This window comes from Photobacterium rosenbergii (genome assembly GCF_003026455.1).
Lineage (GTDB): Bacteria > Pseudomonadota > Gammaproteobacteria > Enterobacterales > Vibrionaceae > Photobacterium > Photobacterium rosenbergii.
In genome coordinates this window covers 460,138-473,488 of sequence record NZ_PYMB01000003.1, presented here as the reverse complement: position 1 = coordinate 473,488, position 13,351 = coordinate 460,138, and the positions used below count along the sequence as shown (strand labels likewise).

The window sequence follows — 13,351 nt, the reverse complement described above, 5'->3', positions numbered from 1 at the left end:
ATTTGTGAGGGGCATGTTCTGGCTTTGACGGAAATGTAGATCGAATGTAACGCATTAGGTGTATTTTATATCGATGTTCCGTAAAGGGCTTTATAGAACAATTGGTTTACTGTAAATTTCAGTTCAAAGACTTCCTATCACTGGGGATAACAATGTTACGACTGGTTGACCTTTGCAAAGGCTATATGGATGGCGACGAGTACCATTCAGTATTGCAGGGTGCAGAACTGAATTTAAAGCAAGGTGAACAACTGGCGCTAATGGGGGAAAGTGGCTCTGGCAAGAGTACTTTGCTGAACCTGATCGCAGGGTTGGATACTGTCGATTCAGGTGAGGTATGGCTGGGTGATAAACCCATTCACACCATTTCAGAGCGTGAGCGAACCGCTTTTCGTCGTAACAACATTGGTTTGGTCTTCCAGCAATTCAATCTACTGCCAACATTGACTACGGCAGACAATATTCGTTTCTGTCGTCAGCTTAAAGGGTTGCCTGAAAAACCGGCGCTTTGGCGGCAGATCATTGCAGCTTTGGACTTGATGCCATTGCTCGGCCGTTACCCGGAAGAGATGTCGGGTGGCCAGCAGCAGCGGGCTGCGATTGCCCGGGCTCTGTACATGGAGCCGCAAATTCTTTTGGCTGATGAGCCAACCGGTAGCCTGGATGAACGAAATGCTGCTGCCGTGATTAACTTATTAACGAACCTTACCAAACAACTGGATTGTACTTTGCTATTAGTGACGCACAGTAAACAGGTTGCCGCCCATATGAATGGCTGCATTCGCCTGCAAGGAGGGCATTTGCATGTCAAGCCCCGTAGCTAAAGCGCTCTGGGGACATTACAAGCGTCACCCTCTTCAAATTGTTCTTGTATGGCTGGGGCTAACCTTGGGCATTGCTTTGCTAGTCGGGGTAATGGGGGTTAACCAACAAGCTCGAGAAAGCTACCGTGACGGCGAACTCCTGTTTTCAAATCCTTTTCCTTATCGCATTCGTCACAGCCAACCTGCATTGAAAGTGCCACAAGGCTTTTATGTGCAGCTTCGCCGAGATGGTTTCAATCAATGTGTGCCGTTGGAAGAGCAGCGTATTGTGCTGGAAAACGGTCGAAGCATTGAAGTTGTTGGCGTTGATCCTATTGCGTTGTTCTCCAGTTTCCGTCGAAGCACCATGTCGGGCAACGATGATCAGCAACAGATGCTGTCTTTGATGCAGCCGCCATACCCCGTACTGGTGGGTGATCAGCTTGCCAACTATATGGGGTTTGAAGACGGCCAGATGCTGAAACTGGAATCAGGTCGGACCCTTGGCCCTCTTCATGTTGTCAATGAAGAGCGGATAAAAGGCCCTCGTTTAATTGCAGATATGTCTTTGGTTAGGCAACTTCAGCCAGGCTCCGGCTTAACGGCCATTTTGTGTGGTGATTTAGACTCGCAGTCGCTGAGCCGGCTACAAGATAAATTACCTGCCGCGCTCAAGCTGGAAAAACAAGAAACCGCAGGGCTTGAGCCCTTGACTGACGCCTTCCACCTCAACCTGTTTGCGATGGGGATGTTGGCGTTTGTGGTTGGCCTGTTTATTTTCTACCAGGCGATGTCACTGTCGTTTTCCCAGCGTCAACCTTTAGTTGGCTTGATGCGACAGGCTGGAGTGTCTTCTGGTCAATTGGTTCGTGCCTTGAGCTTGGAACTCATAGTTTGGATAGTCGTTGGGTTGGTTGGTGGTAACCTTTTTGGCTTGTTGTTGGCTGAAAAACTGTTGCCTTCGGTCGCCGAGACGCTCAATGACCTCTATGGGGCAAATGTCAGCTTGATTGTTCGTTGGCAGTGGGAGTGGGGGCTAGCCTCTGCACTGATTGCCGTCGGTGGCTGTCTGCTGGCCTGTGGCTGGCCACTGGTTCGTCTTATTCGTACTCAGCCTGCTCGGTTATCAAGCCGAATGTCCATTGTACGTTTCAGTGGTCGCGAATTTGCCCTGCAAGCGATCTTCTCGTGTATGTTCATTGGTGCGGCGATAGCTGTCTACCAGTTGCCGCATGGGCAAAAGGCCGGTTTTGTCCTTATCGCCTGTATTTTGATTGCTTCGGCACTCGCGATGCCATTCTTACTGTGGCAGCTTTTCCGTTTGCTAGGTGTTGTTGTGCGTTCAGCACGTTTGCGCTGGTTCTTCTCCGATGCAGCAGCAAGTTTGAGCTACCGTGGTGTGGCTTCAATGGCCTTCATGTTGGCGTTGGCATCGAATATTGGCATGGAAACCATGGTTGGGAGCTTTAGGAATACGACTCAAACCTGGTTAGAGCAACGTTTGGCTGCCGATATCTATATTCGTCCAGCAGTCAACATGGCACCGAGAATGACACAATGGTTGGAAAACCAAGATGAAGTCAAACAGGTTTGGTGGCAATGGCGAAAAATGCTGCCGACTGAAGCGGGTACGTTGCAGGTTGTAAGTATTGGCGGAACAGCGGATGAGAAAAAAGCGCTGGCAGTAAAAGTGGCTATTCCAGATTATTGGCAGAAGCTTCATCACGACAGGGCAATTCTGGTCAGCGAATCTATGGCGCTGAAACAAAACCTTAAGCCTGGGCAAGTTATCGACCTTCCTCCACCGCTTAATAAGCAGTGGTTGGTTGCGGGTGTTTTCTACGACTATGGTAACCCGTATGGGCAGATCATCATGTCTCAGAAACGCTGGAAAGCAGTCTGGCCTTATAAAGGGCAGGTGAGCTTAGCCATTCATCTCAATGACCATTCGCAGGCAATGCAAATGATCCGTTCGCTTGGTGAAACCTTCCGGCTACCACCGGAGAGGATCAGGAATAACAATGAGTTGATGCTCCAAGCGATGAATGTGTTTGACCGTACCTTCATTGTGACAGCGACACTTGGCAAGCTGACGCTATTTGTGGCGGTTTGTGGTTTGTTCTTCGCTACCGTTGCTGGAGAGACGTCACGTCTGCGGCAGTTTGCGTTGTTGCGGTGCATGGGGATGACCGGACGGGAACTCGCTTTGTTGGGCGGTGGTCAGTTATTGATGATCGGCCTTCTGACAGCACTGATTGCTTTGCCGCTAGGGTTGGTGCTGGCTCAGTTGCTGATTGATGTTGTCTTGAAGTACTCATTTGGCTGGACAATGCCGATAGAGTATTTCCCGACTAATTATTTATTCTCTTTGGGCTCTGCTTTGGTTGTATTGTTGTTGGCCGGTGCATGGCCTGTTTGGCGCTTGGTAAAACAGTCGGCGATTATGTCACTTAGGGAGTCGTTCTGATGAAGGGAGCGAGCTTTCCTCGTTGGTATTTGATTATTTCGGTCATTGCTGTTGCTACCGTACTGGTTCTGCTTAGCTACGATCAAGAAGAAATCAGCGATAGTCCATCTGTCTCTATGATGACGAACCCTGATAATGCGCAGTTTGCTCCGGTCGTGCCGGGCTATCAGTTCGAATTTCCCCGCGATCATTTGCCGCATCCTGATTTCCGTGCCGAGTGGTGGTACCTGACTGCAAACTTACAAGCCGAAGATGGCGAGCAGTTTGGCTTGCAGTGGACTTTGTTCCGCTTTCGCTCAACCACTGAAGAAGGACGTGGCTGGGAAAGCCCTCAGCGTTACATGGCCCATTTGGTCGTAACCAGCAAAGACAAAGTGTGGTCAGCTGAGCGTTTCGCCCGCGGTGGCATTGGTCAAGCGGGGGTGTTAGGCCATCCATACCGAGCATGGTTGGATAACTGGGAGTGGCGTTCTTATTCTGATTCCCCGTTTCCCGGGGTGCTATCATTTGCGGATGGCAGTGGTATGGCAGGAAAATTTGCTATCCAACAAACCGGCGCTATCGTGTTTCAGGGTGATAAAGGCTACAGTAAAAAACACGCAACGGAAGACATAGCTTCTTACTATTACAGTGCGCCATTTTTGAACATAGAAGGGCGGCTGGAACTGGATGGCAAGCAGTTTACCGTCAGTGGTGATGCTTGGTATGACCGCGAGTGGAGTAGCCGCGGGCTGGCTGAGAACCAACAGGGTTGGGATTGGTTCTCTATTCACCTAGACGACGGAAGTGCATTAATGCTGTACCAGATCAGGGAAAAAGATGTGCGACCATATTATTTTGGTTCGCTAAGCTGGCCTGATGGTAAAACAGAGGTTTTATCAGCGAAAGATCTTCAATTGTCACCAATAACGTTTTCAACCTATGGCGGTAAAACGTATCCTATTGTGTGGCAGGTAAAAGTGCCTTCTCAAGGCATTGAGCTTAAAGTGGATGTGGTCCGAAAGGAGCAATGGCTTCCGTTTATCTTCTCATATTGGGAAGGGCCGATAAGGGTTTCGGGAAGTCACACAGGACAAGGATTTATGGAGCTGACAGGCTACTGAGCCCAACGAGCTTTGTAAAAATGATTAGGAACAAATAGTGTCAAGTAACTTGCAATTCGATGAGCAGACGTTGTCACAGCGTTTGATGAATCATCGCCGGGAGTTCCATCGCTACCCGGAAGCCGCATGGCGAGAATTCTTCACGACTAGCCGTATCGCTAGTCACCTCGAAAACTTAGGTTATTCGCTGCATTTCAGCGATGAGATCATTCTTCGCTCCTCGATAATGGGGCGTGATGAAGTGTTGGTCGCTGAAGCTCAAGAACGCGCGATCAGTTGGGGCGCTGATATTACTTATCTGGCTCATATGGATGGGGTCACCGGGGTAGGTGCGGTATTGGATACCGGTAAGCCAGGTCCTGTTATCGCGTTGCGCTTTGATATTGACGCCGTTGAAGTGATGGAAAGTGAAGAGGACGCACACCGTCCCCGTTTCCTAGGCTTTGCTTCGCTAGCCCCTGGTGTTGCACACGCATGTGGCCATGATGCCCATGCTTCAATTGGTTTGGGCATTGCTGAGGTGTTGGCTGAAAATAAAGATCAGCTAAAAGGTAAGATCAAGCTTCTGTTCCAACCTGCTGAAGAGGGCTGTCGTGCCGGTAAGGCGATTGCCGAAAGTGGTTGGTTGGATGATGTCGATTATTTCTTTGCCGCCCATATCGGTATGAATGTACCCAGTGGTACTTTGGTCTGCGATCCCCAGCATTTTTTATGCAGTTCTAAATTTGACCTTCACTTTACGGGGAAACCAGCCCACGCGGGTATTGAGCCAAATGCAGGCCAGAATGCCTTGGCGGCGGCCTGTACGGCAGTCAGTCAAATGTTGGCGATTCCGCGTCACCGAGACGGTATGACCCGCATTAACGTTGGGCAGATGCACGCTGGGGACGGCCGAAATGTCATCCCGGCCAGTGCTGTTCTTCTAGGTGAAACCCGTGGTGAGAACCGTGCTTTGAACTCTTATATGTTCCAGCAAGTCGAGAACATTGCTGAGGCAGCAGCCATGATGCACGGAGTGAAAGTAAAACTGTGTGCTCAGGGCGAAGCGATTGGCCTAGAAAATGACACTGAACTCGTCGAACTGCTTGAGTGTATTGGCCTTGAAAGTGGTTTTAGTGAAGTAGTTCGAGAGAAAGATTTCGGCGCCAGTGAAGATGCCGGCTATTTGGTCGATCGCGTTCAGTCCCGTGGTGGTAAGGCGATTTATTGCCTTGTCGGCTCTGACTTAACAGCAGGGCATCATAATGGTGACTTTGATATTGATGAGAGCCGTATGCTACCGGCGGTGAAGTTATTGCTCAATGCGGTGAATGCACTACAGCAACCGCCATTGGTGGAAGAGCCAATAGATGAGCCGTCGATAACCAGTAATTGATTTGAGCCCCAGTATTACACTGGGGCTTTTTGTATCTGGAAACGGCCGAAATCGGTTATGCGGAGAATCACTTGTATGCTGGGATAAGAGAATCCCTAGATAAGCTTAAACAACAAGGTAAATATAGAATGGGAGTGTGTACTTCCAAGCGGGCTGATTTTGCCTGCCAGATCCTTGCGTTGTTTGATTTGCATGAGCACTTTGACTTTGTTGATGGTGGTGATGTCGGGATCGAGAAGTGGCAACAGCTACAAGTGCTCAAAGAGAAAGGTGTGATAACAGAAAAGTCGTTGATGATTGGTGATCGGTATGTCGACCTGACGGCTGCCCATCGCAATGGTCTGCAGTCAACTGGCGTATTGTGGGGCTATGGTTCAAGAGCAGAGCTTGAACAGCACTCTCCCCGTTTCTTGTTTTCTGAACCCAGTGAAATGACTCAGATATGAGTGGCGTCTCAATGTTGCATGAACTGTTTTAGAGGCCTAACAGTTCGAGAGATAAGACAAATTTTTGCTGCGCTTTATCAAAAACCTCCTAGGATTATTAATTATGCCAACAGGGGCATAACCGTCTTTACGGGGCGAGATTTAGGGGCGCAGCTTGAGCAACACCAATACTCAGATACTTCGCATCAGAGATAGGTTGTCGGTTTTCCAATTGGGGAACTGGCTGATCCCATTTTGTCTGAGCGACAAGTTCAAGTTTGCGTTCAGGGTTGCAGTCAGTCTAACTCTCGCGTACATGATCCCAATGGCATTAGGATGGACACAGCCTTCAACAGCTGCGACAACAGTGATGTTAATCGCCTCCACCGGTAGCCGCCGCGAGTCGCTGGCTAAAGGCACATTGCGTGTGCTTGGTACCATCGCGGGGGGTATTATTGGCTTGATATTAGTCGGCTTTTTCGCCCAAGACAGATTGCTGTATATGTTCGCAGTCTCTTTGGTAATCGTCGTTGTTTTCTATATCCGGTCTGCCTACCTTAACGATCCGACCTTATTTATGCTGACCGGTGTCATGATCCTCATGATGTATAACGGTGGTGACCCTGAAGGGGCATTTCTCTACGGTTTAGATCGCACCTTTATGACGGTGTTCGGCGTTGTTGTGTATACCTTGGTTGGTGTTTTCTTATTCCCGCCAAAAGTTGAGCAGAACCTCCGGCAACTCGGTGATAGTTTAGCTTCGGCACAAAGGGCGCTGTTTGAAGCGATGAGCCAACCGCCTGAGGAAACCCCTGAAGCTCAACAAGAGATGCAGGTGCCGGTCTCACAACAAGAACTGGATACGGATAAACCAGAAGAGCAAGCCCAGCATGAGCCTAACCTTGGTGAAAAGGGAGAGGCGGAGGAAGAAGAGGAAACGCCTCCAAGCTTAGCGGAATTGAGTAAGGCATTGTTTGCCGCCCAGCAAGCTTTTGAAACCAGATATCAGGCCCTAAACAGCGAATGCAGTGAGATTTCGGCTTATAAGAAAGAGTGGGATGGGACTGTTGCCTTATTCAGCCAGATCACTGAACTCTTGTTGTTTGCCGCAAAGGATCATTCACGATCGGGGGGGCACCCAGTCGATTACCTGCGTAACTTTAATGAACTTCGATCAGAAGTGATCGAGCTTTTCGATAGGCTGCCTGATGCTTGGGAAAAGCAAGACGCCCATGCTCCTCAGGCATTGGATGATGTTGAATATAATGGCGAGAAACTGAAACAAGAAGGTCATTTATATCGAGGAGAAGCATTGTCATCGGGCTATTTGTTTAATCAACTTAGAGAGAGATTGACCAAGCTTGAAAGCTGCATCAGCAGTATTGATTCACTAACCGGCAATGTCGGTTTTGATTTACCGCCGTTAAAAGCAAAGCCCAATTTTAACTGGTGGGATGCTGAAAATGCCAAATCGGCAGTGAAGGTGTTCGTGACTTATTGGGTTGCTGGTGCTTTTTGGATTCAGTTTAACCCGCCCGGCGGCTATAACTTTGTTATTTTCAGTACCTTGTTTGTCTCGATCCTCTCTTTCCTGCCTTTCCACCCTGTCATGCTATTTATCCTATTTACATTGGGTTTTGTTTTCTCTGTTCCCGCCTATGTGTTTCTCCTACCACAACTGACTCTAGGAGCAGAGTTGGCGGTATTTATTTTTACCTATACCTTTATCGGCTTTTATGTACTCAAAGGCCCAATAACCATCTTCTTCTTACTGGGCATGTTTACCCTAGGTATCGACAACAACATGGTTTATCACTTTGGTATCACTCTCACCATTGTCACCTTGTTCTATATGACCGTGTTGTCTGTGGTGATCTCGTATTACCTGCCATTCTCCAGTCGTCCTGAACATTTGCTGCTGGTATTTCGGGAACGGTTTTTCCGCCATGCGACAGGGGTGATCCGCTTGCTGCAGGTTGACAAAATGTCGCTGTGGCAAAAATTACAGTTGGTCTGGCGGATAACGACCATGGTGGTTGCGCTAAAAAAAATGCAAGTCTGGGGATCTAAGTTCAAAACAGACCCATACCCGTCAGTCACCGCCGAGCAACTTGCGAGTTACATCGACCAATGCGATTTGTTCCACCATCACCTGATGACATTCATTAAGGCTCGCAAGAAGTTGGATGATAATCCGCTCCTTGTCGAGGCCAAACAAGGTAACCGGGATACGGTGGTTCCTGCATTGTCACAGGCATTGTGGCAGCTGGATTCTTCTGGTGTTGAAGCGCTAAACAGCGAACATTTGAAACAAGACTATCAAGCGTTGGAAGCTAAGTTGGATCAATATTTTTCTCATCTCGAGTTAGAGAAGTATTCGAATTCAGACATTGCTGGTTTCTATATCTTCCTAAACTTGAAGAAAAATATTTTTGAATCATTACTCCAATGCAAGCAGGTGAGTGATGAAGTTGCTTGGGGCGAACTGCAGATGAAGCGGTTTTAGGGGGCGGTGCGTGAGAAGTAAGATCAGCGTTTGTATAACAGTGGTGTCTTTGCTTGTCATGTCAGGCTGTACAGTGCTGGGCCCGAAATTTGAAGGGGTAGCGCCGGCGACCTTGCCAACATCATGGACAACATGGGACCTTGAACGGAGCAAGACCAAAACGGCTCGCTGGTGGCTGCAGTTCAACGATCCGGTACTCAATGAGTTGGTGGAGAAAGCCAGCCAGCAGAACCTAGATTTAGAAGCGGCTGGTTTGCGTATTCTTCAGGCGCGTGCGGCAGTCGGTGTGGCCGAGTCGTTCCAATATCCGCAACGGCAAAATGTCTCGGGCAGTGTGGCGAAGATCTATCAAAATGAAAATACCTTCGACAATGCCTCATTAAGTTTTGATGCCGCTTGGGAATTGGATGTTTGGGGGCGCTATGCGCTAGGTGTCGAATCAGCTGAAGCGACATTGTATGCCTCTATTGCCTCTTATCACGATATTTTGGTCACTATCACCTCTGAAGTCGCCCGTAACTATATTAATTACCGCACATTCCAAGAAAGGGTAATGCTGTCCGAGCGCAATATAGAGATCCAGCGCCGGGTTGAAAGGATCACTGAGATCCAATATGAGTCAGGGGATGTCACCGAGCTTGATGTCCAACAGGCGAGAACTCAGCTTTATAATACTGAGTCGGCATTGCCGAGTTTGAAAATCGGGATGATGCAATCACGCAACGCGATTGCTGTATTGCTTGGTATTTTGCCGGAACAAGCCATGGTGCTGCTTGATAGCCCTTGGATTAATGCCAAGGTAAAAGCGTTTGACAACAAATACGAAGCGACGCGAAACAGTCGGTTGACGAGCGATTATGATCAGTACTCGTTGATCCCGGCTACGGTCCCCATCAGTACCCAGATTGAAGCGGGCTTGGTACTGCGTCGGCCCGACTTACAACTTGCAGAGCTTCAGGCCCATGCCCAAAGTAGCCAAATAGGTATAGCGGAAGCTGACCTATATCCACAATTTTCATTGTTTGGGGTTATTGGCCTCAACAGCACCGTACCGGCCGGTAACGATTTTAGTTTCAGTGACTCACTAAACTTAACACTTGGCCCATCATTTTCATGGAATATCTTCCAATACGGCCGGGTAGAAAGCTCAATCCGCGCCCAAGACGCACGCTTCCAAGAGACATTAACCAATTACAACAAACAAGTGCTGCTAGCAGTACAAGAAGTCACTAACGCCTTAGAGTCATACCAACTCAACCAAGTCCAGAAGAAGTTGGCCTTTCGTTCTGTAGATGCTTCTGTACGGGCCTACAACATCTCTTTGACCCAGTATGAGAATGGCCAGATTAGCTTCGAGCGCTTGCTCAACTCACTAGAGAAGATGACCAGAAGCGAGGATGCCTATGCGGTTGTGAAAGGGAATGTCGCCAATCAAGTCGTGGCGCTTTACAAGTCATTGGGTGGAGGTTGGGAGGCGGAGACAGGGCGCTCATACCTCAATGATGCAATTCGCTCACAGATGGAGAGCCGCAGTGATTGGGGAGAGATGCTCGAAGAAACGCAGTTGCCGGTTTTAGCGCCGAGCGAGGTGCCCAAGGCGAAGTCGCCGTTTGGTGAGCCTATTGACCCGGCCAAGCAAAGCTACCCAGGAGGACCATAAATGGAAGTACCACACGAACTGTCCTGGGGAGACGTGTACTACTCACCCTTTTTGCTTGTCATCATCTTGTCAGTAATAGCGACTTGGATAACTGTGGTGATTTTGAATAAGACCCGCTTATCAAGGTTGATTGCGTATCCATCGATGACATTCATTGCTATTACGGTGCTCTATTCCGTGGCGATAGATGCTTACTTTATCCAGTTTTAGGTGTGCCAATGAAGAGTATAAAAAAGCTATTCGTGATTGCGCTTAACCTCATCATCATTGGTGGAGCCATTTACTTTGGTTACCAAAAATACCAAGAGTATTTTGATAACCCTTGGACCCGCAATGGACAGGTCAGGGCAAATATTATCAAAGTTGCCCCGCGGGTTTCTGGACCGGTGGTTTATGTGGCGGTGGTTGATAACCAGTTTGTTCGCAAAGGCGAGCTGCTATTTCAGATTGATCCAACGACCTATGAGAACACGCTATCACAGGCCGAATCATCATTAGAGCGGGCCAAAATAAGCTCCAAAGGCAAGAAGATAGAACTGGACAGATTGCTCGATATTCAACGCAAAGACAGGGGGGCGGTGTCGCTGAAAGACATTACCCGCCGCCAGATTTCCTATGAGGAGTCGTTGATCCAGATAAAGGTGTCTGAGCAAAAATTGGAAGCCGCTAAATTGAATATGGAATTTACCCAAGTCTTTGCCTCGGTAGATGGTTATGTTTCCAACCTGGATATTCGTGAAGGGACCCAAGCGGTAGCCAACCAACCGTTGCTGGCGCTGGTGGATGTTAATAGCTTCTGGGTCTTTGGTTATTTCAGGGAGAACCAACTGGCCAATATCAAAATAGGGGATGAAGCCAAGGTGACCTTGATGGCTTATCCAGAGCAACCCATCGAAGCTGTGGTTGATTCTGTCGGGTGGGGTATCGCCCCACAAAATGGTGCGGTGGGCTATAACTTACTGCCGAGCGTTAACCCGGTTTTCCAGTGGATCCGGCTCGCCCAGCGTATTCCGGTGAAAATCACTTTGGCCTCTTTACCTGACGGCGTGAGTTTACGCTTTGGTATGACGGCGTCGATTATGGTGATGGAAGAGCAGCAAAGCTCAGAATCAGAACAAACTCAATAACTTGATATTTCATTACGTGGCGGGATGGGGAAATGGGTAAGAAAATCACTGAACAAAATAACTTTTACTACCTCACCATCGCATTGATTATTTTGCTGGTGAGCTCCTCATTGGATCAAGTGCTCCATATCACTTGGTTGGACAAGATCATGCAAGGGATCACCTTGTTGACGTTTGTCGTCTGCCTGGTCAGTTTGCGGTTTGATTCGGGGTGGTACCGGTTTCTGATAAGCCTTGTTTTCGCGTGGGTAGGGCTGATAGTGATTAAGGAGCTCTTTGCGTTCAAGCAAGTCGATGTCGCTATGTTGGTATTGATGCTGACTTTCTTTTTCGGCACGTTCAAATCGATCATGCGGCAAATATTGTTCACCGGGACGATTGATAACAATAAGGTTGTAGGCTCATTGGCGCTGTTCTTATTGCTCGGTTTGATGTGGGCTATCGCTTATCTGTTGATATTGGAATTTTCCCCTGAGTCCTTCACCGGTTTGGAAGCTAAGGACTGGGGAGATAACTTCTCCAATGCTGCTTATTTCAGTTTTGTCACCTTAACCACATTGGGCTACGGCGATATGAGCCCAATCTCTCCCGTTGCTCAGGTCATTGTGTATTTGGAAGCGATTGCTGGTGTGTTCTATATGGCAATTGTTGTAGCCAGCCTGGTCGGCGCCAGCCAAAACAGTCAGGAAAACAACGATGGATAAACAACTTGAAAAGTACAAGAGCAAGATATTTGTCAATAATATGTTGGAGTCATTTATCCGGATTGGCTTGTTAGTCATTCTGCTGGTATGGACGTACGACATTATCAAACCATTTGTTATCCCGGTTCTGTGGGGCGCAATCATTGCGGTAGCTTTGATGCCACTGACATTGAAGCTAGAAGGGGTGATGAAAGGGCGGCGAGGGCTGTCTGCTACTGTCCTAGCATTGATTGGTATTGCTATTTTAGTCGTACCGCTGGTCATTGTGATGGGCTCCGTTTTTGATGGTGTGGTTGCTCTGACTAACTTCCTTCAGAGCGAAACTGTCAAGCTACCGGGGCCGCCAGCGAGAGTGGCTGAAATTCCCATGGTGGGTGAAAAGCTACATAGCACCTGGGCTTTGTTTGCCACCAATATGGAATCCGCGTTGATGAAGTACTCAGAAGAGGTCAAGGCTGCTGTATCGGCGTTTGCTGGCGCGTTAGGGAGTGGTTTGGCAACCGTGGTTATGTTCATTATCTCGTTGTTGATCGCCGCCGGTTTTATGGCTCACTCTGAGTCAATGGCTACTGCCGTGAAGCAAGTTTCTGTTCGTGTAGTGGGCAAGCACGGGGAAGAGTGGGCGGGATTAATTGCAGCGACTATCCGTAGTGTATTGCTCGGTGTGGTCGGTGTTGCGTTTATCCAGTCAATTTTGATTGGTGCCGCCATGTTTGTATTTAAGATCCCGGCAGCAGGGCTTATCACCTTTGTCGTATTCATTCTTGCCATTGCCCAACTGCCAGCTTTGCTAATCGTATTGCCTGTTATCATCTATGTGTTCTCATATATGGACACGACCCCTGCGACGATATTCACCGTGTGGGTGCTGCTAGCTGGGCTATCAGACAATATCTTGAAACCGATGCTGATGGGGCGGGGTGTGGAGATCCCGATGCCGGTTATATTGATCGGTGCCATTGGTGGGATGATCTCCGCTGGTATTATCGGACTGTTCCTTGGCGCCGTTATCCTTGCAATTTGGTACGAGTTATTCACCACTTGGATGAAGATGCCACAGGAGGAAGTAGGTACGTCAGAAGTCGTCAGTAAGGATGACACTGGTGCTCCCTCGGCTGCTCAACCTGATGCTGAATAACTGATACAACGGTAATATTAAAGAGCTGGAATGCTGAATGCCA

At 48.5% G+C, this 13,351-nt stretch carries 11 protein-coding genes; all 11 read left to right on the top strand.

Translation table 11 applies throughout. The features are described from left to right. The first annotated feature begins 152 nt into the window (after positions 1–152). The 11 genes from C9J01_RS11995 (at position 153) to C9J01_RS11945 (ending at position 13,308) form a co-directional block, all read left to right on the top strand. Positions 153–824 (top strand): ABC transporter ATP-binding protein, encoded by a 672-nt coding sequence (locus tag C9J01_RS11995; protein WP_107298360.1) that lies wholly within the window; start codon positions 153–155, stop codon positions 822–824. Further along, on the top strand, positions 805–3,270 hold the full coding sequence (locus tag C9J01_RS11990; RefSeq protein ID WP_107298359.1) for an ABC transporter permease: 2,466 nt from the start codon (positions 805–807) through the stop codon (positions 3,268–3,270). Before C9J01_RS11995 ends, C9J01_RS11990 begins: the two co-directional genes overlap by 20 nt. After that, positions 3,270–4,373: a lipocalin-like domain-containing protein gene (locus C9J01_RS11985; protein WP_107298358.1), complete on the top strand. Its 1,104-nt coding sequence runs from the start codon at positions 3,270–3,272 to the stop codon at positions 4,371–4,373. Before C9J01_RS11990 ends, C9J01_RS11985 begins: the two co-directional genes overlap by 1 nt. A gap of 37 nt (positions 4,374–4,410) precedes the next feature. Continuing rightward, positions 4,411–5,748 carry an amidohydrolase gene (locus C9J01_RS11980; RefSeq protein WP_107298357.1) on the top strand — a complete coding sequence of 446 codons (1,338 nt, stop codon included), beginning with the start codon at positions 4,411–4,413 and terminating at the stop codon, positions 5,746–5,748. Positions 5,749–5,777: 29 nt separating this feature from the next. After that, positions 5,778–6,194 (top strand): HAD family hydrolase, encoded by a 417-nt coding sequence (locus C9J01_RS11975; RefSeq protein WP_107298356.1) that lies wholly within the window; start codon positions 5,778–5,780, stop codon positions 6,192–6,194. 238 nt (positions 6,195–6,432) lie between these two features. Beyond that, complete coding sequence (locus C9J01_RS11970) at positions 6,433–8,679, top strand: FUSC family protein (protein ID WP_107298478.1); 2,247 nt, start codon at positions 6,433–6,435, stop codon at positions 8,677–8,679. Positions 8,680–8,737: 58 nt separating this feature from the next. Continuing rightward, positions 8,738–10,339, top strand: a complete 1,602-nt coding sequence (locus C9J01_RS11965; protein ID WP_107298355.1) for a TolC family protein — start codon at positions 8,738–8,740, stop codon at positions 10,337–10,339. Next, complete coding sequence (locus C9J01_RS11960) at positions 10,340–10,549, top strand: DUF1656 domain-containing protein (RefSeq protein WP_107298354.1); 210 nt, start codon at positions 10,340–10,342, stop codon at positions 10,547–10,549. A 17-nt stretch (positions 10,550–10,566) separates the two neighbouring features. After that, positions 10,567–11,466 carry an HlyD family secretion protein gene (locus C9J01_RS11955; RefSeq protein ID WP_107298477.1) on the top strand — a complete coding sequence of 300 codons (900 nt, stop codon included), beginning with the start codon at positions 10,567–10,569 and terminating at the stop codon, positions 11,464–11,466. Positions 11,467–11,498: 32 nt separating this feature from the next. Then, positions 11,499–12,170, top strand: a complete 672-nt coding sequence (locus tag C9J01_RS11950) for a potassium channel family protein (RefSeq protein ID WP_107298353.1) — start codon at positions 11,499–11,501, stop codon at positions 12,168–12,170. Further along, a complete protein-coding gene (locus C9J01_RS11945; protein ID WP_107298352.1) occupies positions 12,163–13,308 on the top strand; it encodes an AI-2E family transporter in 1,146 nt (381 codons plus the stop codon). Before C9J01_RS11950 ends, C9J01_RS11945 begins: the two co-directional genes overlap by 8 nt. The last annotated feature ends 43 nt before the right edge of the window (positions 13,309–13,351 follow it).

What these genes read in the sequence shown, in the direction of transcription:
- C9J01_RS11960 (WP_107298354.1), top strand. Translation starts at nt 10,340, where the DNA reads ATGGAAGTACCACACGAACTGTCCTGGGGAGACGTGTACTACTCACCC.
- C9J01_RS11985 (WP_107298358.1), top strand. Translation starts at nt 3,270, where the DNA reads ATGAAGGGAGCGAGCTTTCCTCGTTGGTATTTGATTATTTCGGTCATT.
- C9J01_RS11965 (WP_107298355.1), top strand. Translation starts at nt 8,738, where the DNA reads ATGTCAGGCTGTACAGTGCTGGGCCCGAAATTTGAAGGGGTAGCGCCG.
- C9J01_RS11995 (WP_107298360.1), top strand. Translation starts at nt 153, where the DNA reads ATGTTACGACTGGTTGACCTTTGCAAAGGCTATATGGATGGCGACGAG.
- C9J01_RS11945 (WP_107298352.1), top strand. Translation starts at nt 12,163, where the DNA reads ATGGATAAACAACTTGAAAAGTACAAGAGCAAGATATTTGTCAATAAT.
- C9J01_RS11950 (WP_107298353.1), top strand. Translation starts at nt 11,499, where the DNA reads ATGGGTAAGAAAATCACTGAACAAAATAACTTTTACTACCTCACCATC.
- C9J01_RS11990 (WP_107298359.1), top strand. Translation starts at nt 805, where the DNA reads ATGTCAAGCCCCGTAGCTAAAGCGCTCTGGGGACATTACAAGCGTCAC.